The organism is Lentzea albidocapillata (genome assembly GCF_000719115.1).
GTDB lineage: Bacteria > Actinomycetota > Actinomycetes > Mycobacteriales > Pseudonocardiaceae > Lentzea > Lentzea albidocapillata.
Genome location: NZ_JOEA01000004.1, coordinates 69,013 through 89,495, shown reverse-complemented (window position 1 = coordinate 89,495; position 20,483 = coordinate 69,013). Strand labels below are relative to the sequence as shown.

Below are 20,483 nucleotides of genomic sequence, written 5' to 3'. Positions count from 1 at the left end.
AAAGCGTCCCTACACGACGCTGACCGTGGTGTCCGAGAGGGCGGGTGTGAGCGCCACGAACGCGCTTGTCGCCAAAGTCAAGCCCATCAACGCACGGGCGCGTGCACCCGCGGCGGTCTTCGGCGCGAGTTCCATCTCCCCGATCGCGTGCTCGGCCGGTTCGGGCTGGTCGGCCGTGCGGTGCAGGGACTCGTTCATCGGGTGGGCTCCTCTGTGTCGGGTGACGCTTGCAGTAGCAGGACTGACGGGATCGCGAACCCGTGCCGCAGCAGACCGTGGCCGATGCCGGCCAGGCCCGTGAGCAGCCCGGGGGAGGGCACACCGCCCGGCGTGGCGCACCGGGCGCCGTGTTCCTCCAACGCTCCCAGCAACAACGCCACGCGGCGGGTCGCGGCGCCGGGGTGGTGAGTGGCCAGTGCCTCGACGACGCCCAGTTCGCCGTGGCAGAGACTCATGTCCCGCAACGGTTCTCCGGACGCCAGCAGACCGGCCAGCCGTTCGTCGTCACGGGCGAGCGCGACACCGGCCAGACCCGTGCACCAGCCGGTGTCGGCCGGGTCGGCGATGTCGCTGTTCACGAACGTCCGTGCGGTCACATCAGATATCTCGTCACGAACCGTTGCCGCGTAACGCCTCAGCGCCCATCCGATTCCCGCACGCCCGCGCGCGAATCCGTTCGCGGGGCAGATGGCGTCACGCAGAGCGGAGGCGTAGTGGTCGGCGAGCGCGAGCGCTTCGGGCGTTCCCACGGAGAGCATCGCGGCCAGCGAGCCGGCCACGCCGTCCACGACGGTGAACGACGAATCCTCCCTGGGCATCAGCCGCACGGCTTGGGTGAGCAGCTCGGAGTCGAGTTCGAGCAGGTGGGTGAGGCGGGCGAGCCCGTGACAGATGCCACCCAGACCGTGGATTCCGCCGCCGACGGCCGTGACCAGTTCCGGTTCGGCAGCGAACATCTCCAGCAGTGACGGCAACGGCCGCAACGCGTCGCGCGCGAACTCGACGTACCGCGCGGCGCCGGTCAGCGCGCCGAGTTCGGCGAGGAACAGCGCGACGCCCGTGTAGCCGTTGGACAGGCCGGCACCGAGCGGCTGCACCGACCAGTGCCGGTCGTCGATCAGTTCGAGCCCGAGCCAGTTGACCCGGTCCTCGCCGGTGGCGGCGTGCGCGAGGATCTGGTCCGCGATCCCGCACGCGGCGACCAGCAGCCGGGCCGGATCCGGGTCGACCGGCGCGACGTGACCGGGCACCGTGACGCCGCTGTGGTGCGACACCGGCCGTGGCCGCGACGCCAGCAGCGCCGTGATCACCCACTGCTGGTCGTGCCGGTCGACCTCGCTCATTCCCAGGATCTTGCGCGTCACGGCGTGCAGTCCGGGCTCCGGCAGCATCCCCGGCAGCCGGAGCCCGGACGCGGTCCACAGGTCGGTCGACCCGGGCCGGCACGTGAACAGCGGCACGTCGCCGCGCCACAGGTCGGACACCTCGAACGGCACCAGCCGGTCGAGCAGCGGATCGTCCGCCACGAGCACACCGAACGCCAGGTCGCGGTCCAGCGCGTCGGCCAGCACGGACGGATGCGTCGACTCGTCCAGCAACCGTGCGTACTGCCGCGTCGCGCGCGCCACGAACCGCACTTCCTCGCTGACGCACTTGCGGACGAGCTGCAGCAACTCGTTCCTATGCGTCACTATCGCGTCGTAGCCCGCGCGGAACCCGGCCAGCAGCGAGTCCTGATAGTCGGCGGGTTCGGCGGGGATGCCGCCGAGCAGCGGCCTGTTCGCCGCCCCCGACGACTTCTTGGGGCGCCTGACCAGCCGCATCCGGTCGGTGCCCGCGTCGGCCCAGTCGACCGCGTTCAGCGGCGACAGCACGCCGTGGTCGCCGCCGACACCGGACACGTCCGCGACCCCGTTGTCGCCCATCAGCACGTGGGGGAGCAGGGCCGTGCGGTGCACGGAGCGCACGAGTGCGAGCGTGGCCGGGTCCGCGTCGGGCGGTGTCAGCGTGGGGTGGAACAGCGTCTCGACGTCCACGAGGACCGGCTGGTCGCCGCACGCGATGAGGTTCTCGTAGTGCATGTCGGTGCCGTCGACCGCGTAGAGCAGCGCGAGCAACGCGCCGAGCCGCTGGTAGAAGTCGGCGACCCCGGCCACGTCCGCGCACGGTTCGTGAGCGATGTGCTCGATCCACCCGTAGCCGTCGCGGGGGAGGAGCCTCGGCGCCCGGAACTCGATTCCGGTCCGGGTGGAAAGCCAGGCGAGCTGTTCGCTGAACCGCACGTGCAGCCCGAGCGGCCGTGGCCGGTAGACGAGCCTCCGGCCGGACTCGAAGGTCAGGACGGCGACGGTCCGGCCCTGCTGGTGCGCGTCGCCCTGCCCCATCTCGATCGAGATCAACGCGCCGGGGTCCTCGTTCGCGAAGATCGTCCGGACGATCTTCGCCCGGTCGCGGGTGAACCGCGACGACAGCTCGTGGTGCGTGGACACCGCCTGCTCACAGGCCTGCGCGAGCAACCTGGCCAGCACCGGGTAGCGGTTGAAGACGGACGAGAGGTTCAGCGTGCGCGTGAACTCGGTGAACCGCTCGGCGCTCGTGGGGCTGGTCAGCGTGTCGCGCGCCCCGTGCAGCTCCAGCACGAGCGTTCGTGCCGCGATCGCCACGAGCCGTCGTCCCAGCTGCTCGGCGAAGGCCGCGTCGAACGGCGGCGCGACCTCCGTGCGGGACGCGTCGATCAGCGGGCGCAGGGCGTGGGCGAAAGCCGCTGTCCAGCTCTCACCGGTGCTGGTCTCGGCCGCGGAGGTCACGCGGCCAACCTCGCACGCGTGGGCGGGCGGCACATGGGGAGCAATCCCCCAGATTTGCGCGCGAAGGTGAATATGGGGGTCCGCCACCCATGTTTCGCCGCCCGTTCGCCCCGACACTCGGAGTCCGAGGAGGGGACGGGCATGAGGGAGTTCGGAGAACTGCTGCGCACGCACCGCATCGGCGCGGGCCTCACCCAGCAACAGCTGGCTGACTTCGCGATGGTGAGCGTGCGGGCCATCCGCGACCTGGAGTGCGGCCGCACCCGCTCACCGCGGGCGGAGACGGTGCGCCTGCTCTCGGACGGGCTGCGGCTCGACGAGGAGAGCCGTGCGGACCTGCAGCAGGCGGGTGGTCGTGCGGGCCGGTCCGCGGTGGCGCCGCCCGCGCCGGCCGGGCCGGCCGGGCTGATCGTCGGGCGGGAGGTGGAGGCGGCGGCGCTGGCGGCGTCGCTGACGGAGGGGCCGGGCGGAGGGCAACGGCTGGTCACCGTCACCGGGGTCAGCGGCGTCGGCAAGACCCGGCTGGCCCTGGAGGTCGCCGGCGATCTGCACTTCCGGCACGGCTGGTCGGTCCTGTGGCACCCGTCCCAGACGGTCCCGTCGATCGACGATGACCAGGACACCGTCCTCGTCATCGACCGCCGCCCCGACCCGCGCCTGCTGGAGGCGCACCCGCGGCTGCGGGTCGTCGTCACGGCGCTGGCGCCGCTCGGGTTGCCCGGCGAGCAGGTGTTCCCGCTGAGCCCGCTGGCCGACGACGACGCGGTGCGGTTGCTGCTCACGCACGTGCACCGGGTGCGGCCCGCGTTCAAACCGGAGCCGGCGAACCAGGCCGCGCTCATGGGCCTCGTCCACGAACTGGACGGGCTGCCGTCGGCGCTGGAGTTCGCGGCCGGGTGGTTCATGGTCTACTCGCCGCAGCACCTGCTCGAACGGCTGCGGTCCAACCCGCTCGACCCCACCTCGGCACACCTGCGCGACTCGCTGCGCCGCTCGCTGTCCACATTGGACGACGACGGGCGTGCGCTGCTGGTGCGGATGGCCGAGGGTGAGGACCCAGGGCACAGCCCGTACGTCGGAGAACTGTGCGTGCGCGGGCTCGTTCGTCGCGCCGGACCCAGATACGAGGTGCTGAGCCTCGTGCGCGCGGCGGTGCTGGAACCGGTGTCAGGGCCGCACTTCGCCGGAGGTGTGGCCCTGACCTGGCCGGTCTAGAATCCTGCCGTCAGGCAAGCGAGGCGGTCGCCGGCGGTGCCCGCCTTGCCGTGCTCGGTGCTGGTGTGCGCGGCGTGCACGACGACCGAGTTCGCCTCGCCCTTGCGGAACTCCCACTTCACCGTCGCCCTGCCGGTCGCGGCGCCCTGCGCGTCGGTGGTGAAGTCCAGCCAGATCTCGTTCTCCGCGTTGGCGAACTGGGGATCGACGCTCGGCGACACCGGGTCCTTCGTGTTCTGGTAGTGCGGGCCCGAGTCGGCCGGCTTGGCGCCGCACGGCTTGGTGTGCACGTGCGAGCCGTACTTGGTGCCGGGCAGCAGCCCGGACACCTTAAGCTCCACCGTCGTCTGTCCATTCTCGACGGACGAGCCGGTGGAGAGCTTGGCGCCCACGGGGACCCGCGCGACGTCGTACGTGATGCCCTTCGGCTGGTCACCGGAGGCCGCGGGGGTGGCCACCTCGGTCTCGGTCACCGGCTTGACGGCCGGTGCGGAGGGCGGGGCCTCGCTCGAACAAGCGGTCAGCCCTCCGATGAGCAGTACGGCACCCGCGAGGGTCGCCACAGTCGTGCGCATGTTTCTCCTTGAGTCAGCTGCGTTCCAGGTTCCCATCCCCTCCACGTCCACGATCGGGTGACCGGTTCAGATCGAGCGAGACGAGCTTCGTGAACGCGTCTCGGTAGGCCGTGCACAGGTGGTAGTCGCCGTGAGTCTCCACTTTGTCCGGTGACCCGTCCGTCTCGTTCGCGCGACGGTCGAGAGCGTTGTCCTCCCAGCCGTGCACCGGGAAACCCAGGTAGTCGGTGCGGCGCCACAGGTTGATCCAGTTCGGGCCCAGCAACGACGCCAGCCCGCGTTCCGGCACCTCGCCGGGCTCCCGGCGCCACGGGTCGCATGAGAACAACGCCCCCGCGCGCACCGGCGGCGTGCCCAGCACGGCAGGCCCCAGCAGTTCCGGGAAGATCCGCCCGAAGTAGGGCCGCAACTGCACGCCGTACGTCAGCAGCTGAACGCGTTGCAGGTACCCGGCGGGCAACGCGTACAACGCCGCCACGGCCAGCACGGCGCCCAGACTGTGCGCGGACAGCACCACGCGATGATCGGGCGACTCGTCCAGGAACTCACGCGAACGATCGGCGATCTCCGGCACCGCGCGCTCGGCGTAGCAGGGCGGTGCGAACGGGTGGGCGGTGCGCGGCAGGAAGCACATCAGGTCCCACAGCAGCCCGAGCGGCCGCCGGTTGGTCAGCATCCCGGCGCCGACGAACGACCCGACCACCGCGACCCCGGCGAGTCCGGTGACCCAGTCGCCCTTGCCCACCACCCACATGACGGCGGACGACTGACCCCAGCCCGGCGAGGCGAACGTCAGGTAGCAGGTCAGCAGCAACGCGAGCACTCCCAGCATCGACAGCACCCCGGCCACGTTCTCGGCCCGGTGCGTCACCGCGACCACGTGCCGCGCCCGCACGACGAGCGCCTCGCCCTCACCGTCCAGCACCGCGGGCGTGACCAACCGGGACAGCAACACGAAGGCCTGCAACAGAACAAGCAACACCAGCGGGACCAGTGCGACGGCGAAGGCCGCGCTGAACCACGAGTAGAACAACGGTGCCCGCAGGCCGGTGCCGACCCAGCCCCGGAACGTCAGCACCAGCACGGTCGCCATCATCACCGACGACACGAGCGACAACCCCAGCAGCACACCGGGTCCGGCGCCGCGCCAGGCCTGCCACTCGTCACCGGCACGCGGCCGTGCCCGCCACGCCAGCACCCCGCCGAACACGACGGCACCGGCCCAGGCGAGCGAAACCCAGTACGTGGCGACCATGCACACCATGAAAAGCACGAGCAGGACCAGTGGCCCCTTGGCGTCGTTGCGCCGCCACGACCATGCCGCCAGCACCGAACCGAGCAGCGCCACGGTCACCACCGGCGGCCCCCACGACGTCAGCCACAACGGCCCGTCGAACACCGGCGCGATCGCGTACAGCCCGAACCCGTGCACCACCAGCACGAGTACGGACGAGATCATCAGCAGCCACGACCACAGGCCGCCCTGCTCGGTCGACGGCACGTCCGGGCAGTCGGTGGCCGTCACCACCACCCGCGCCATCACCACGGCCAGGACTCCTGCGGCGAGCACGGTCAGTACGAGGAAGAACACGTGCTGCCACAACTGCGTGCTCGTCGCCAGCACCACCACGCAACACCCGGCCGAGAGGTGCAGCCGGGTGAGCCGGCGGATCCGCGGACTGCCCTCCCACATCGACGCCCGGCTCAGCATCACGCCCGCCCGCCGCTGCGGCGTGCGCATCGACGTCATCTCGTACCTGCTGCGCGACAACGAGGTCAGCGCCATCAACCCGAGCAGCAGCAACACCGGCACGGCGGACGCGGCCAGCACCCGGACGTGGCGGGCGGGATCACCCAGCACGTCCAGGAAGTCCGGCAGCCGCTTGCACGTGGTGCCCGGCAGCGAACACTGGATCGCGTAGACGTCGATCGCCGCCTCGCACACCGCGAGCACCAGCAACACGGTCAGCCCCAGCCCGAACAGCCGCGTGGAGGCCGCACCGCGCCCGGCGTTCCACCACACCATCCGCCGCGTCGAGGGGATCGAGTCGTCGGGCAGCTTCCGGGACCAGTACGCGACGTTCGCCAGCCCGAACGGCAGCAGCAACGCCCATCCGATGCGCCCCAGCACGTTCGCGAGCACCGACGGCACCCCGCTGCCCGGCACGCCGGGGCTGCTGCGCGCCATGCCGCCCCACGAGTACGCCTCGCGCCGCACCTCGGCGGTCACCTGCCCTGGGTGATCCGGTGGCAGCTCGGCGAGTTTGTCCGGTCGCGGCCGCCAGAAGCTGCCGAACCGATCGCCGCGGAACTGTTCGACGGCGTGGTCGGGAAGTGCCAGCATCGCGTCCGGGGGCGTGTTGTTGACGCCGTGGATGCGCAGTTCCAGTACGGGTGGACTCATCGCCGGCCTCCCCTTTACTCCAGTTGTCGTCAAGAAAACTGCTCCAGTTAGCGGCCGAACGGGTGAAAAAGGTGTATCCAGGCGCCCTGGAAAGCCTCTACTGAGCAAGGAGGCATCACCATGACCACAACCGCTCACCCGAACGTCGCAAATTCCGTGGGACTCGCCGAGTTCCTCGTGACCGCGGGAACGCTCACCCTGGCGCAGCGCAAGCTCATCGTCGACCAGGCGCTGATCGTGCTGGAGCAGAACTACGCGCACCTGCCTCTCAAAGTCGCGATGCACGCGGTGAACCCGGTGCAGAGGCTCAGGGTTCTGAGAGCAAGACTCGAACGGCAGACCGACGCCACGGCCGAGCCCGAGTGGCAGTTCCACCGCGAGTTGTCGAGCACGTTCCACTCGGTGCGCGACCTGCACACGAACTACCTGCTGCCGGCGCCGTTCGCGGGCAAGATCGCCTTCCTGCCGTTCCAGCTGGAGCGCTACTTCGACGAGGACGGCACCGAGCAGTACCTCGTCGCCCGCACCGTCGCCGGTTTCGACGGCCTCGCGGCCGGCGCCGAGGTGACGCACTGGAACGGCACGCCGATCGCCCGCGCGGTCGCGTTGAACGGCGCGATCTTCGCCGGCAGCAACACCGCCGCGAACCTCGCCCGCGGCCTCGAGTCGCTCACGTTGCGCCCCTTGGTGATCCAGCTCCCGCCCGACGAGGACTGGGTGGTCGTGAGCTACCGCGACGAGACCGGTGCCGCCGGGGAGATCCGCGTCGACTGGCAGGTCACGGAGAACCTGCCGCCCATGACGGACGTCGACGCGCTGTCGCCGGCGGCGGCCGCCCAGGGCGTCGACCTGGACTCCGACGAGAAGGCGCGCGCCAAGAAACTGTTGCACGCGCCCAAAGTCGTGCAGGCCGAAGCCTCCGGTGGCGCGGTCGCGATGGCCGCGCAGGACGTGCCGACGACGATGCCCGGCGTGTTCCGGGCCCGCCCCGTCGTCACGCCGTCCGGCACGTTCGGGCACCTGCGGATCTTCACGTTCAGCGTCGACGACCCGGACGCGTTCCTCACCGAGTTCGTGCGGCTCGCGGCCCTGCTGCCGCAGAACGGGCTCATCGTCGACGTGCGCGACAACGGCGGCGGCCACATCTTCGCCTCGGAGTTCCTGCTGCAGACGATGACGCCGCGACCCGTCGCGCCGGAGCCCGTGCAGTTCCTGAGCACGCCGCTGAACCTGCGGATCTGCCGCCGCCACGCCGAGGACCCGACCGGCCAGATCGACCTCGGCCCGTGGTTCCCGTCGCTCGACAGCTCGACCGAGACGGGCCAGGCGTTCTCCTGCTCGCACACGATCACGCCGGTCGAGGGCGCGAACGCCGTGGGCCAGACCTACCACGGCCCGGTCGTGCTGATCACCGACGCGCGCTGCTACTCGGCCACCGACATCTTCGCCGCGGGCTGGGCCGACCACGAGCTGGGCCCGATCCTCGGCGTGGACGACAACACCGGCGCGGGCGGCGCGAACGTGTGGACGCACGGGCTGCTGTCGACGCTGCTGAAGATCCCGGCGCCGGTCGACGCGGAGTCGCCGTACAAGCCGTTGCCCAACAAGGCGAACATGCGCGTGTCGATCCGCCGCACGTTGCGCGTCGGCAAGCTCGCCGGCACGCCGGTGGAGGACCTGGGTGTGCGCCCGACGCACCAGCACAAGGTCACGCGCGCGGACCTGTTGCAGGGCAACGTGGATCTTCTCGCACGTGCGGGAGAGCTGTTGGAGGAGCAGCCGGTGCGGCGGCTCGGAGTGGCGGTCGCGGGCACGACCGTCTCACTGGACACCGTGAACCTCGACCGGGTGGACATCTACGTCGATGGCCGCCCGGCGACCTCACTGGACGTGACCGACGGCGCGCACACCGCGACGCTGGCCGCGACCGGGCGCGAGGTGCGCGTCGAGGGTTTCGCGGACGGGCAGCTGGTGGCCGCGCGCAAGGTCGCCAGTTGATCGAGCGGGCGCTTCCGGTGACTCCATGACCGGAAGCGCCCGCTCTCTCCCCACGTGATCACCTGAGGTTGCGCCGGACTACAGCCAGCCGCGCCGCATCGCCTGAACGCCCGCCTGGAACCGGGTCTGCGCGCCGCACCGGTCCATCAGCTGCCGCACCCGCCGCTGCACGGTGCGTGGCGCAAGCCCCAGCTGCCGTGCGATCGACTCGTCGGTCAGACCGGCGGCGAGCAGCCCCAGCAGGTTCGGGTCCACGTCGGCGGCCGCCGCGTAGATCCCGCCAGGGCTGAACGGGATTCCCTTCTCCCAGTACAGCTCGAACGTCGAGCGCAGCACGTCCAGCAACGCGGACGGCCGGATCAGCAGCACCTGGTCGACCACGTCGCCGTTCACGACGGGGAGCACCGCCGCGTGCAGGTCGATCACCGCGAGCTTGAACGGCAGCGTCGGCGTGACGCGGGCACGTTCGCCGGCCGCGACCTGGTCGATGATCTCCGTGACCCGGCCGGGGATGTCGACGGCGGAACGGTCGTAGACGACCCGCCACTGCACGTCCCGTTCCCGCGTCTCGTCCTCCAGCGCGACGTGCTGGCCCAGCGGCGTCACGTACGGCGGCTGGTCGAGCACACAGACCTCGCCGCGGGCGCCGCGCAGCAGGGCGTGCCACAGCTCGCGGACAGCGTCCACACCGGACACCACCTCGACGAACGCGTTGTCCGCCAGTTCCTCGTCGCGGTTGCGCAGGTACAGCTCCATCAACGGGCCGATGTCCGCGCGGGCCCGGCGGTTGGCCTCCTCGCGGGCCGCGATCAGCGCTTCCACGGCCAGGTCCGGCGCCACGGCCTGCCACACGTCACCGGGCAGGTGCCGGACCAGGCCCAGCTCCCGCATCTCCTCCAGCACCGGGATCGCGACGCCGATTTCGGCCGTGGTGCGGCTTCCGCCCGTTACCAGAAGCTCGTAAACGGCCGTTAGCTCCGGTGCGACGCCCAAGTGTCCGAACACGACCACATTGTGCGCCATTCGGCGCAGTACCCCTGTCGTGAACACGCCAGTGTCGTCAAACAGCCTCCGCTAGACCTGTTTTCGCAGGTGTGACCCGGCTTACCGTCCTCCCACCTCCGCAGCCGGTTCAGAACACTGACGCCCTCAACGGCACGCGAAGGCCCTGCGTGGAAGGACCTCACGTGAACGGATTGCGACGCACGAGTGTGTGCGCCGCGGCAGTTTCCGCCGCCGTGCTCAGCGTTGTCGCCCCATCGGCGACCGCAGCCCCCGCCCAGATCCAGTCCCAGCCGGACTCGACCCAGGTGAACCGCCCCTTCGAGCGGCTGATCGTCGGCTACAAGCCCGGCACCGCCGAAGCCTCGTCCGACTCCGCTGCCTCGGACGACGCCCGTAGCAAGGGCAAGTCCGTGCACCGCCGCATGTCGAGTGGCGCGGTCGTCGTCGACCTCGGCGCGAAGACCACGAACGCCGACAACACGATCCAGGCGTTCAAGAACGACCCCGACGTCGCCTACGTCGAGCCGGACCTGCTGATGCAGCCGTTCGCCGAGCCGAACGACACCGAGTACTCCCGGCAGTGGGACCTCTTCGAGGCCACCGCGGGCATGAACGTGCCCAGCGCGTGGTCCAGCACCACCGGCGCCGGTGTGACCGTCGCGGTCATCGACACCGGCTACGTCGCGCACAGCGACCTGGCGGACCGGGTCGTCGCGGGGTACGACTTCGTCTCCGACTCGGCGCGTGCCCGTGACAACAACGGCCGCGACTCGAACCCGGCCGACCAGGGTGACTGGGCGGCGCGCGGCGAGTGCGGCACCGACATCAACGGCAACCCGGTGCCCGCGCAGGACAGCAACTCCTCCTGGCACGGCACGCACGTGGCCGGCACGATCGCCGCGTCCACCAACAACGGCAAGGGCATCGCGGGCATCGCCTACGACGCCAAGATCCAGCCGCTGCGCGTGCTCGCCAAGTGCGGTGGCGCCACCTCGGACATCGCCGACGCGATCACCTGGGCGTCCGGCGGCACGGTGACCGGCGTGCCCGCGAACCAGACGCCCGCCAAGGTCATCAACATGTCGCTGGGCGGCAAGTCCTCCTGCTCCACGACGTACCAGAACGCGATCAACGGCGCGATCAACCGCGGCACCACGGTCGTCGTCGCGGCCGGCAACTCGAACGACAACGCGTCGCTCTACACCCCGGCCAACTGCTCCGGCGTGATCACCGTCGCGGCCTCGTCCCGTGAGGGCAACCGGACGTTCTACTCGAACTACGGCACCCGCATCGACATCGCGGCGCCCGGCGGCGAGACCCGTCGCGGCACCGACACCCCCGGCACCATCACCACGCCGCAGAACGGCATCTGGTCGACGCTGAACACCGGCACCACCGTTCCCGGTGCCGAGAACTACAAGCCGTACCAGGGCACGTCGATGGCCGCCCCGCACGTCGCGGGCCTCGCGGCACTGCTGGTCGCGAAGAAGCCGTCGCTCACGCCGGCCCAGGTCAAGGACCTGATCAAGACCAACGCCCGTCCGCTTCCCGGCACCTGCTCGGGTGGCTGCGGCGCAGGTCTCGCGGACGCCGCCAAGACCGTGGCGGCCATCGACACGACTCCGCCGCCCTCCGGTGGCCTGGAGAACACGACCGATGTCGCCATCGCGGACCGCAGTACGGTGACCTCGTCCATCACCTCCACGGTGACGGGCAACGCCTCCTCGGCCACCAAGGTCGGCGTGGACATCGTCCACTCCTACCGCGGTGACCTGGTGATCGACCTGATCGCGCCGGACGGCACCGCCTACCGGCTGAAGAACTCGTCCTCTTCGGACAGTGCTAACAACGTGGTGGCGACCTACACGGTCAACGCCTCGTCCGAGGTCGCGGCGGGCACGTGGAAGCTGCGGGTCCAGGACGTGTACTCCGGTGACACCGGGTACATCAACGCCTGGAACCTGACCCTGCGATAGCTCCACGAGTTCGCCGAGGGGCGGCGCATCCCAGCCTGACTCTGGGGAGCGCCGCCCTTTCACGTGCCGGGCACCTCGCGGGTAACGTCGCGGACATGGCCACACTGGTGACTTTCCACGCCCATCCCGACGACGAGTGCATCGTGACCGGTGGCGTGATGCGCAAGGCGTTCGAGGAGGGACACCGGGTCGTGCTCGTCGTCGCGACGCGCGGCGAGGCCGGGGAGGTGCCGGACTTCCTGGAGGAGGGCGAGGAACTCTGGCAGCGCCGCGTCGCGGAGACGCACGCGGCGGCGGACCTGCTGGGGGTCGCGCGCGTGGAGTTCCTGGGGTACCGCGACTCCGGGATGATGGGCGACGAGCTCAACGACCAGCCCGGTTCTTTCTGGACCGCGGACGTCGAGGAGGCGGCGCAGAAACTCGCGGCGATCCTCGTCGAGGAGGACGCGAAGGTGTTCCTGACCTACGACAGCTTCGGCGGTTACGGGCACCCGGACCACGTCCAGGCGCACCGGGTCGGCATGCGTGCAGCCGAGATCGCGGGCACACCGGCCGTCTACCAGGCGATGGTGCGCGAGTCGGAGTTCCGCGAGGCGTTCCGGATGGCCGGCATCGAGGATCCGGGGCCGCTCGGTGAGGGCGCGGTGCCGGAGTCGGAGATCAACGTCGGCGTCGACGTCTCGAAGTACCTGGAGGTGAAGCGGCAGGCGATGCGCGCGCACGCTTCACAGATCCCCGAGCAGTCGTTCTTCCTGTCGCTGGACGAGCCCACGTTCGCGCACGCGTTCGGCACCGAGTGGTTCATCCGCGAGGGCCACGAGCCCGCGACCGCGCTGGACCTCTAGGGGGCTGAACAACGCCGTGGTGTCACCACGGATAGATCCTCATGTTCTCGGTCAGGCCGATCGTGCCCGCGATCAACCGCATCTGTTCCACGCCCCGCACGTCGGCGTCCAGCAACCGTGGCGAGCAGATCATCACGGCGAGTGTCTGGGCACGGGAGAGGGCCACGTTCAATCTGTTGCGTGACAGAAGAAAGTCCAGGCCACGCGGCAGGTCGACGGTGGACGAGGACGTCATCGACATGATGACGGCCGGTGCTTCCTGGCCCTGGAAGCGGTCCACGGTGCCCACCCGGGTCTCGGTGAACCCGGCATCGGCGAGCCGGCGCCGGATCACCCGCACCTGCAGGTTGTAGGGCGCCACCACGAGAATGTCCGCGTCGGTCAGTTCACGCGTTTCGCCGTTGTCCGTCCAGGTGCGACCGACGATCGCGCGCACCGTGTCCACCACGGCCTCGGCTTCCTCGACGGACGACGTGATGTTGTGCCGGTGGTCGACCTCGCGCAGGTAGATCCCGGGCTCGATACCGGAGATCGACCGATGGGCGGCCGTTTCGTGCGAATGGAGCAGTCCGGCATAGGAGAGTTCGGACACGGGACGACAGACCGCCGGGTGCATCCGCCGCGTCTCGGCCAGGAAGTAGCCCAAATGCGCGGGAATGACGTCGGCGTCGCCGAGGAGGTGGCCGAGCGCCGAGGCGTCCGAACCGGGCGGGTGCACGCCCTGCACGACCTGCGGCAGCTGCTGCGGATCGCCCAGCAGCACGAGGTTGCGCGCGGCCGTCGCCACCGCCACCGCGTCGGCCAGAGCGAACTGGCCGGCCTCGTCGATGATCATCACGTCGAACGGCTGCGCCTTGATCACGGCGTTGGAGAACGTCCACGCCGTGCCGCCGACCAGGTGCCCCTGCGGGTGTTCCTCGCGCCACTGCGCCAGCGCGCCGTTGTTCTTCGGCTGGTCCCACGGGAGACCCTCTTCGGGCTTCTTCTCCTTGGGGCGCTTGGCCATCGGGATGTCCGGATCGACGCTCGACAGCACGTTCTCGACGGCCTTGTGCGACGTCGAAGTCACCGCGACGGTCTTGCCCTGGTCGATCAGGTGCCGCACGAGCTTGGTCGCGAGGTACGTCTTGCCGGCGCCGGGCGGTCCCTGCACCGCCAGCGTGCCGCCGTCGAGCTGGTCGACGGCCTTGATCACGGCCTGCACCACGTCGTCGTGCTGTGGCAACGGTTGTGCGGGCGGTGTGCGCAGCAACAGGTCGATGCCGGGGTTGCGGGGGAGCAGCGGCAGCAGGCTGACGGCCTGCTCGGCCAGTTCCGCGACGGCCTCGTCCTTCGGTGACGCGGGCACCGGACTGCCCGGCAGCACGGCGATCGGCAGGTCGGAGTGTTCCTGCGAGTTGCTCTCGGTCAGCACCAGCTCGTACGGGTTGTCGTCCGCCACCACGGCGTTGCGCGTCACGTTGCCGGGGTAGAGCAGCCGGACCTGCTCGCCGGAACCGAACGGGTGCGGGCGTTCCGGGTCGATCCGCGCGTGCACCTGCCGCTTGTGCGTCCGGACCCGCCCGGCCGGAGGCACCCAGTCCTCGGCCTTGAGCGTGATCGGCACCGCGCAGTTCGAATCCGTCTCCAGGTCGGAGATCGGCGCGAGAGCCTGCCGGAAGTAGTCACCCCACGCCGGACTCGCCTCACGCCGGTGGTAGCCGACCGTCGCCGCGAACAACGCGTGCCCCTCGGCGAGCAACGGCTCGGTCAGCGCCGCCATCCGGCGCGCCCGCTCGGCCGCCTTCTCCAACGCCGTCTCGTCGCGCTCCTGCGGCGGCGCGGTCTCGATCTCCCGCTCGACCTTGACGCGGTGCAACAGATCCCGCAGGCCACGAGTGGGAATCTCGTCGTCCAGCAACGGCTTCAGCGCCGGCAGCGTGTACTCCCGAGTGGACACTCGAAGCACCCGCCGCGTCAACGCGCCCAGGTCGACACAGCGCCGCACCAGTTCGTCCACTTCGGACTCTTTGGTCGCCGTCCGTGCGGCCCGTCCGGCGAGGTCGTGCGGCGTGAAGTGGTACACCGTGCCGGCTGGTGTCCGGTCGACGAACTCCTCGAACGTCCCCTGCCAGCCCGGCGTCCGGAACGTGTCGCCGTCGACTTCCAGGAACACGTCGTCCTCGGCCGGCTCCGGCAGGTTCGCCAACGCCTCCGGCGCCACGACCTCGTAGGTGATGACCCCCGTGCGTTCCTGCTGCACCTGAAGCCGGGCCTGCGCGGTCAGCGCCGTGAAGGACGCGGGGGAGAGGGTCGCGGGCCGGTCTTCGGTCGCCGCAAGCGCGTCGATCGTGTCAATGCCGGCCGAAACCAGCTTCCGCCGCTGGTCAGCGCGAAGCCCGGCCACGAGCGACAGGTCACGGGCCTCCTCGCGACCGGAGGCGCAGTGACGGGCGAACCGGCACCCGTTGCAGGCCGCCCGCACGTCCCCCCAGGACCGCTTCGGTGCAGGTGAGGGCTTCGCGAGCCGGGTTCGCAACCGCCCCAGCAGAGGAGTGAAGTCAGCGATGCGGAAAGACGTCCGGCGGCCGTCGATGATCAGGTGCGCGCGCGAGGCATCCAGCGCCTGCGCCGCCGCGACCAGCGACAACACGGCCAAGGGAGTGGCGTCTGAGGCCTCTTCGCACGGCTCGTAGCCATCGGCCGTGCGCACGAGGGTCTGAGCGGTGCAGTGGAACACACCGTCGAAGAACACGGCGTTCTCGACCAGGTCCGCGCCGGCCCGCATCTCGGCGGCGGTGCGTTCAGCGGCCTTGACGAGCTCGCCGGGGTCGCCCTGCCGTTCGTCACGAGCCAGGAAGCTGCGGTGCTCGCACTCGAGCAGGTCGACGAGATCGGACGGGCTGGCGAGCATGGCTGCCGATGCTAGCGCCGTTGTCTGAAGTGTGAGTGAACGTGAGTCCATCGTGGTTCAGACAGCCGTCGCCTTGCGGCGTCGGCGTTGACCCGCCGGGGCGGGTCTTCCCGTGGCCGTACCCGTTGCCCGCGCGGTGCGGGTCTTAAGTGGGTTTCCAGCGGGCTCGTTTTGTGTCGCCCCGCAACTCGGGGAGGACGTCTCGCGGTGCACGAGCGCGGCGAGGTTGCGTGCGGCGTTGAGGTCGCGGTCCAGGACCAGGCCACACGCGTCGCAGCGGAAGGTGCGTTCGGACAGGCGCAGTTTGGCTTTCGCCACGCCACAGGCCGAACACGTTTTGGAGCTGGGATACCAGCGGTCGGCGACGTGCAGCCGGGCGCCGGCCCACCGGGCTTTGTACTCGATCTGGCGGCGCAGCTCAGCCATGCCGGCACCGGCGACATGCCGGGCCAGCCGCCGGTTACGCGTCATGCCGGACACGTTGAGATCTTCGATCACCATGGCGCCGTGGGTGCGCGCCAGGCGGGTGGTGAGCTTGTGCAGCCCATCCCGACGGGCGTTCGCGACGGCGGCGTGCAGGCGGGTGATGCGGGCCTGGGTCTTGCGCCACCGGCCGGATGGTTGTTGACGGGTGCGCCGATCCGGGGCGACACGGCGCGCGGCCTGGCGTTGCAGGCGTCGCAGTTCCCGCAGCGCGGTCTCCAGGTGCCGCGGGTTCGGGACGGTCTCGCCGGTCGACAGCACGGCCAGCGACTTCACGCCCAGGTCGATACCCACCACGCTGTCGAGCCGTGCGGGCGCGGGGTCGGCGCGGGTGATCTCCACGGAGAACGACACGAACCACCGCCCGGCCCGCAAGGACACGGTGGCCGAGCGGATACGGGCGGTGCCGCGCTCGACGTGCCGGGCGAGTTTGCGGGTCGACTCGTGGGTGCGGATCGTCCCGATGCGGGGCAGCTTCACGTGCCGGCGGTCGTCAGCGAGTCCGAACGCGCCGGTGGTGAACCGGCAGGACAGGCCGGACCGCTTGCCCTTGAACCTTGGGAACCCGAACCTGTGGCCCTTCCTCTCACCCCGCTTGGAGTCCGCCCAGTTGCCCAGCGCGGTCGCGAGGTTGGCCAGGCCGGATGAATAGGCTTCCTTCGAGTTCTCAGCCCACCACGGCGCGACCGTGTCCTTGGCTTGGTTCCAGTCCTTACGCAGGCTGTAGGCCGACCACGACACCGGCGTCGTCGGCTCGTCCTCAGCCACGCCGTAAGTCTTCTCGGCGGCCCGCTGGTCCAGGTTCGCCTTGATCCGCGCCAGGCCCCAGTTGAACGCGCGCCGCTGACCACCGCAATGCGACCGCAACGCCTGCTCCTGGCCGGAGTTGGGGTCCAGGGCGAACCGGTACGCCTGGATCACGGACGACACCCGATGACCGTACCGAACACATGTTCCCATCGCCGCGAAGGGGTATCCCAGCCCACAGACGAACACGTTCGACCACACATGATCAAAACCACCGAACAGTTCAGAACCCCCTGACGGCACGGGCGCGCGACCCGCGTTCATCCCCGGCGCGCGGGTCGCGCACCCGCACCACCAGGAGCGCGTCCTAGACGTTCGCCTCCACCAGGTGCAGCAACGCCTCGTGGTGCGTGTTCGGGTAGTCGTGCGGCCGGAACGGACGCGTCTGCGCCCGCACCAACGCCGCCGCCGCGGCCAGCTCGCCGGTGCGCACCTCGGTGTCCCGATGCAGGAACGCGAAGTGCGGCTCGCGGACCTCGTCGGGCCATAACAACGTGTGCAGCACCAGAACACCATGCTGTGGCCGGATGGCGGCCAGCGTTTCCCTGCTCCGCAAGGCGAACTTCACGATCGCGGCCGCCTTGGTCCGCTCGAGCGTCTCCCGCAACAGCACGTAGGACCGCACGGCCAGGTCGTCCGGCTCCACGTAGTAGCTGCGGTGCAACGCGACCGGATCCACGTCGACCTGCGGCGCGAACTGCTGCACGTCGATCACGCCGTCCTCCGGCGCCGGCAGATCGCCCGGATCGATCTGCACGATCCGGCCGTCGTCGAGCTCGTAACCCCGCCCGATGTCCTCCGGCGTCAGCCGCAACGAACACTCACCGCACACCTGTTGGTGGCGCACACGGCCACTGTCCTCGCGGTGCACCAGGTGCACCTTGCTGCGATGTTCGGTGGCCGCGGACACCAGCCGCACCGTCATCGTCGACATCCCGAACCGAAGTGCTCCCCGCCACACAGTCCTCATGACAAATGAGTACTCGAACAAGTGTTCAAATACGCCTCTGACCTGACGAAAGAGCTCGTTCGGGTGCGTCCGACGGGTACCTCGGACGCGTGTTTCGCAACAACCTCACTGTGACATTCCTAGAAGCCCGAGTTGGTGAGGTGTCGACACGCGAGAAAAGCGCTCGCGTGTCGACACCTCACCAAGGCGACGGCGCGTAGTCCTTCAAGAAGCAGCCGTACAGGTCCTCGCCGGCCTCGCCGCGCACGATCGGGTCGTACACCCGCGCCGCGCCGTCGACCAGGTCCAACGGGGCGTGGAACCCCTCTTCGGCGAGCCGCATCTTCATCGGGTGCGGGCGCTCGTCGGTGATCCAGCCCGTGTCGACGGCCGTCATCAGGATGCCGTCGGCCTGCAGCATCTCCTCGGCGCTGGTGCGCGTCAACATGTTCAGCGCGGCCTTCGCCATGTTCGTGTGCGGGTGCCCGGAACCCTTGTAGGCGCGGGAGAACTGGCCCTCCATCGCCGACACGTTCACCACGTACTTGCGGTGGTACGACGACTTCGCCATCGAGGCGCGCAGCCGCGAGATCAGCAGGAACGGCGCCGTCGAGTTGCAGAGCTGCACCTCCAGCAGCTCGACCGGGTCGACCTCCTCGACGTTCTGGATCCACGAGTTGACCGGCGCGGTGTCCGGCACCAGGCCGCCCGCGTCGATGTCCTTCGAGCCCGCCATCAACGCGAGCGTCGTCACCGAGTGCGCCTCGGGCACGGCGGTGCCGGGCAGCGCGAGCTGGCCGTGGCCACCGAACGAGATCAGCTCGGGACGGCGGGCGTCCCCGGTCAGCGCCTCGTGCTCGGCCTGCGCCAGCGGCGTGTACGCATTGGCGGAGCGGCGCACGGTCTGGGCGGCGTTGTTGATCAGAACGTCGAGTGGCCCGCGGGACGCCACCTCGTCGGCCAGCGCCAGCACCTGGGACGGGTCGCGCAGGTCGATGCCGACGATCTTGAGCCGGTCGATCCAGTCGGCGGCGTCGGGCATCGAGGCGAACCGCCGTGCCGCGTCCTTGGGGAACCGGGTGGTGATCGTGGTGTGCGCGCCGTCACGCAGCAGCCGCAGCGCGATGTACATGCCGATCTTCGCCCGCCCGCCGGTCAGCAGCGCGTTGCGGCCCGTCAGGTCCGTGCGGGCGTCGCGCTTGCCGTGGTTGAAGGCCGCACAGGCGGGGCAGAGGTTGTGGTAGAAGGCGTCTACCTCGACAAACCTCGTGCGGCAGGTGTAGCAGGACCGGGCGCGCAGCAACGTGCCCGCCGTGGCGCCCTGAGCCGTCGACACGAGCGGAAGACCCTGCGTCTCGTCGTCGATGCGGTCCGGCGACCCGGTGGCCGTCAGCGCGGTGACGGCGCGGTCGTTGGCCACGACAGCGGCCTTGCGCTCGGTTTTGCGGAACTTCTTCGCGGCCTTGAAGATCTTCGCGGTGGCCCGGCGGACGCGCACGGCGTCGTCGTGTTCCGCCGGCAGGTCCTCGACCTGGGCAAGCACGCGCAGGCAGACTTCCAGCTCTGCGGGGTCGATCGAGGTCATGAGCAGGGATTTTACGCGTTGAGGGGTGGTGGTCCGGTGACCGGGCCTGAACTGCTGGTGCTGTGGGACATCGACAACACCCTGATCTCGGCACGCGGCTTCGGCGGGCTGATGTACCGCGAGGCGTTCCGGAGCGCCTTCGGCAGGGAGCTCAACGGCCCCGTGGACCTCGGCGGCCGCACCGAGGCCGACCTCATCGAGGAGACGCTGCGCCTGCACGCCATCGAGCACACGGAGCAGGCGGCCCGGCTCCTCGCCGACGCGCTCGCGTACTCCTTCGAGGCCAGGCGCGCCGAGCTGCCCGGCCACGGCGAGGTGCTGCCGGGGGCGCTGGAAGCCCTCCAGCACTTCGCGGACGATCCGCGCGTGCACCAGGGCGTGCTGATGGCGAACCTCAGGAGCGTCGCGCTGATCAAGCTGGAGGAGTTCGGCCTGGCACACCTCGTCGACTGGGAGGTCAGCGCGTTCGGCGACGAGCACGCCGACCGGGCCGAACTGGTGACGTTCGCCCGTGAACGCGCGCGGCGCATCCGGCCGTTCACTCATGACGAGGTCGTGCTCATCGGCGACACGCCGCACGACGTGTACGCGGCGACGAAGGCGGGCGTGCGGCTGGTCGCCGTCGCCACCGGGCGCAGCGACGCGGACGACCTGCGCCGGGCCGGGGCCGAGATCGTCCTCGACGATCTGGCGGACCTCGGTGAGCTGACCAGGCAGGTGTGGAAGCACACGCCGCAGGGAAACCGCACGGCATGAACCCTGAAGCACCCGACGCGGACGTGCAGGAGCAGCAGCGCGAGGTCGTTCCGCACGAGCCGGCCGAGACGCCGGACACGCCGCTGGAGGCGGACGAGGCCGACGCCCAGGAGCAGCGCCAGGAAGTCCCCGTGGACGACGAGGATGAGGTCTAACGGGCTCTGGCCCTCGATCGATCACGGCGT

General features: G+C 70.1%; 15 protein-coding genes. 6 read left to right on the top strand and 9 right to left on the bottom strand.

Going from position 1 to position 20,483, the window contains the following annotated elements:
• Positions 1-9: 9 nt before the first annotated feature.
• Complete coding sequence (locus IG04_RS0106040) at positions 10-198, bottom strand: hypothetical protein (RefSeq protein WP_030475533.1); 189 nt, start codon at positions 196-198, stop codon at positions 10-12.
• Complete coding sequence (locus tag IG04_RS0106035; protein WP_051769003.1) at positions 195-2,807, bottom strand: type 2 lanthipeptide synthetase LanM family protein; 2,613 nt, start codon at positions 2,805-2,807, stop codon at positions 195-197. The genes IG04_RS0106040 and IG04_RS0106035 overlap by 4 nt, the downstream gene beginning before the upstream one ends.
• A 141-nt stretch (positions 2,808-2,948) precedes the next feature.
• Here IG04_RS0106035 and IG04_RS0106030 point away from each other — a divergent pair, with 141 nt between their 5' ends.
• The gene (locus IG04_RS0106030) at positions 2,949-4,022 is read left to right on the top strand and encodes a helix-turn-helix domain-containing protein (RefSeq protein WP_051769000.1); all 1,074 of its coding nucleotides are present in this window, start codon (positions 2,949-2,951) and stop codon (positions 4,020-4,022) included.
• Here the strand turns inward: IG04_RS0106030 and IG04_RS0106025 are convergent.
• Positions 4,019-4,597 (bottom strand): superoxide dismutase family protein, encoded by a 579-nt coding sequence (locus tag IG04_RS0106025; RefSeq protein ID WP_030475530.1) that lies wholly within the window; start codon positions 4,595-4,597, stop codon positions 4,019-4,021. The genes IG04_RS0106030 and IG04_RS0106025 overlap by 4 nt on opposite strands.
• A gap of 13 nt (positions 4,598-4,610) precedes the next feature.
• Complete coding sequence (locus IG04_RS0106020) at positions 4,611-7,001, bottom strand: hypothetical protein (RefSeq protein WP_030475529.1); 2,391 nt, start codon at positions 6,999-7,001, stop codon at positions 4,611-4,613.
• Between the two features lie 120 nt (positions 7,002-7,121).
• Between IG04_RS0106020 and IG04_RS0106015 the strand changes: the two genes are divergently transcribed.
• Positions 7,122-8,999: a S41 family peptidase gene (locus tag IG04_RS0106015; RefSeq protein WP_036013888.1), complete on the top strand. Its 1,878-nt coding sequence runs from the start codon at positions 7,122-7,124 to the stop codon at positions 8,997-8,999.
• 78 nt (positions 9,000-9,077) lie between these two features.
• Here IG04_RS0106015 and IG04_RS0106010 read toward each other — a convergent pair whose 3' ends face one another.
• Positions 9,078-10,004, bottom strand: a complete 927-nt coding sequence (locus IG04_RS0106010) for a LuxR C-terminal-related transcriptional regulator (protein WP_159460502.1) — start codon at positions 10,002-10,004, stop codon at positions 9,078-9,080.
• 182 nt (positions 10,005-10,186) lie between these two features.
• Here IG04_RS0106010 and IG04_RS0106005 point away from each other — a divergent pair, with 182 nt between their 5' ends.
• Positions 10,187-11,980 (top strand): S8 family serine peptidase, encoded by a 1,794-nt coding sequence (locus tag IG04_RS0106005; protein ID WP_211257689.1) that lies wholly within the window; start codon positions 10,187-10,189, stop codon positions 11,978-11,980.
• Positions 11,981-12,075: 95 nt separating this feature from the next.
• Positions 12,076-12,825 (top strand): PIG-L family deacetylase, encoded by a 750-nt coding sequence (locus tag IG04_RS0106000; protein ID WP_030475525.1) that lies wholly within the window; start codon positions 12,076-12,078, stop codon positions 12,823-12,825.
• Positions 12,826-12,847: 22 nt separating this feature from the next.
• On the opposite strand, the gene IG04_RS0105995 is transcribed toward IG04_RS0106000, so the two are convergent.
• From IG04_RS0105995 to IG04_RS0105980, 4 genes are all read right to left on the bottom strand, one after another.
• The gene (locus IG04_RS0105995) at positions 12,848-15,718 is read right to left on the bottom strand and encodes an AAA domain-containing protein (protein WP_030475524.1); all 2,871 of its coding nucleotides are present in this window, start codon (positions 15,716-15,718) and stop codon (positions 12,848-12,850) included.
• A 57-nt stretch (positions 15,719-15,775) separates the two neighbouring features.
• Positions 15,776-17,131, bottom strand: a complete 1,356-nt coding sequence (tnpB, locus tag IG04_RS0105990) for an IS607 family element RNA-guided endonuclease TnpB (RefSeq protein WP_036013885.1) — start codon at positions 17,129-17,131, stop codon at positions 15,776-15,778.
• 184 nt (positions 17,132-17,315) lie between these two features.
• Positions 17,316-17,978 (bottom strand): non-homologous end joining protein Ku, encoded by a 663-nt coding sequence (gene ku, locus IG04_RS0105985; RefSeq protein ID WP_030475522.1) that lies wholly within the window; start codon positions 17,976-17,978, stop codon positions 17,316-17,318.
• Positions 17,979-18,156: 178 nt separating this feature from the next.
• Positions 18,157-19,542: an SDR family oxidoreductase gene (locus IG04_RS0105980; RefSeq protein ID WP_030475521.1), complete on the bottom strand. Its 1,386-nt coding sequence runs from the start codon at positions 19,540-19,542 to the stop codon at positions 18,157-18,159.
• A gap of 36 nt (positions 19,543-19,578) precedes the next feature.
• Between IG04_RS0105980 and IG04_RS0105975 the strand changes: the two genes are divergently transcribed.
• Both IG04_RS0105975 and IG04_RS47095 read left to right on the top strand, forming a co-directional pair.
• Positions 19,579-20,298, top strand: coding sequence for an HAD family hydrolase (locus IG04_RS0105975; protein WP_030475520.1), 720 nt, complete (start codon positions 19,579-19,581; stop codon positions 20,296-20,298).
• Complete coding sequence (locus IG04_RS47095) at positions 20,295-20,453, top strand: hypothetical protein (RefSeq protein WP_169745981.1); 159 nt, start codon at positions 20,295-20,297, stop codon at positions 20,451-20,453. The genes IG04_RS0105975 and IG04_RS47095 overlap by 4 nt, the downstream gene beginning before the upstream one ends.
• Positions 20,454-20,483: the final 30 nt, after the last annotated feature.

Excerpts from the sequence above, each read along its gene's own strand:
- IG04_RS0106000 (WP_030475525.1), top strand. The coding sequence starts at position 12,076 with ATGGCCACACTGGTGACTTTCCACGCCCATCCCGACGACGAGTGCATC.
- IG04_RS0105995 (WP_030475524.1), bottom strand. The coding sequence starts at position 15,718 with ATGCTCGCCAGCCCGTCCGATCTCGTCGACCTGCTCGAGTGCGAGCAC.
- IG04_RS0106040 (WP_030475533.1), bottom strand. The coding sequence starts at position 198 with ATGAACGAGTCCCTGCACCGCACGGCCGACCAGCCCGAACCGGCCGAG.
- IG04_RS0106025 (WP_030475530.1), bottom strand. The coding sequence starts at position 4,597 with ATGCGCACGACTGTGGCGACCCTCGCGGGTGCCGTACTGCTCATCGGA.
- IG04_RS0106020 (WP_030475529.1), bottom strand. The coding sequence starts at position 7,001 with ATGAGTCCACCCGTACTGGAACTGCGCATCCACGGCGTCAACAACACG.
- ku (WP_030475522.1), bottom strand. The coding sequence starts at position 17,978 with ATGAGGACTGTGTGGCGGGGAGCACTTCGGTTCGGGATGTCGACGATG.
- IG04_RS0105980 (WP_030475521.1), bottom strand. The coding sequence starts at position 19,542 with ATGACCTCGATCGACCCCGCAGAGCTGGAAGTCTGCCTGCGCGTGCTT.
- IG04_RS0106030 (WP_051769000.1), top strand. The coding sequence starts at position 2,949 with ATGAGGGAGTTCGGAGAACTGCTGCGCACGCACCGCATCGGCGCGGGC.
- IG04_RS0106015 (WP_036013888.1), top strand. The coding sequence starts at position 7,122 with ATGACCACAACCGCTCACCCGAACGTCGCAAATTCCGTGGGACTCGCC.
- IG04_RS47095 (WP_169745981.1), top strand. The coding sequence starts at position 20,295 with ATGAACCCTGAAGCACCCGACGCGGACGTGCAGGAGCAGCAGCGCGAG.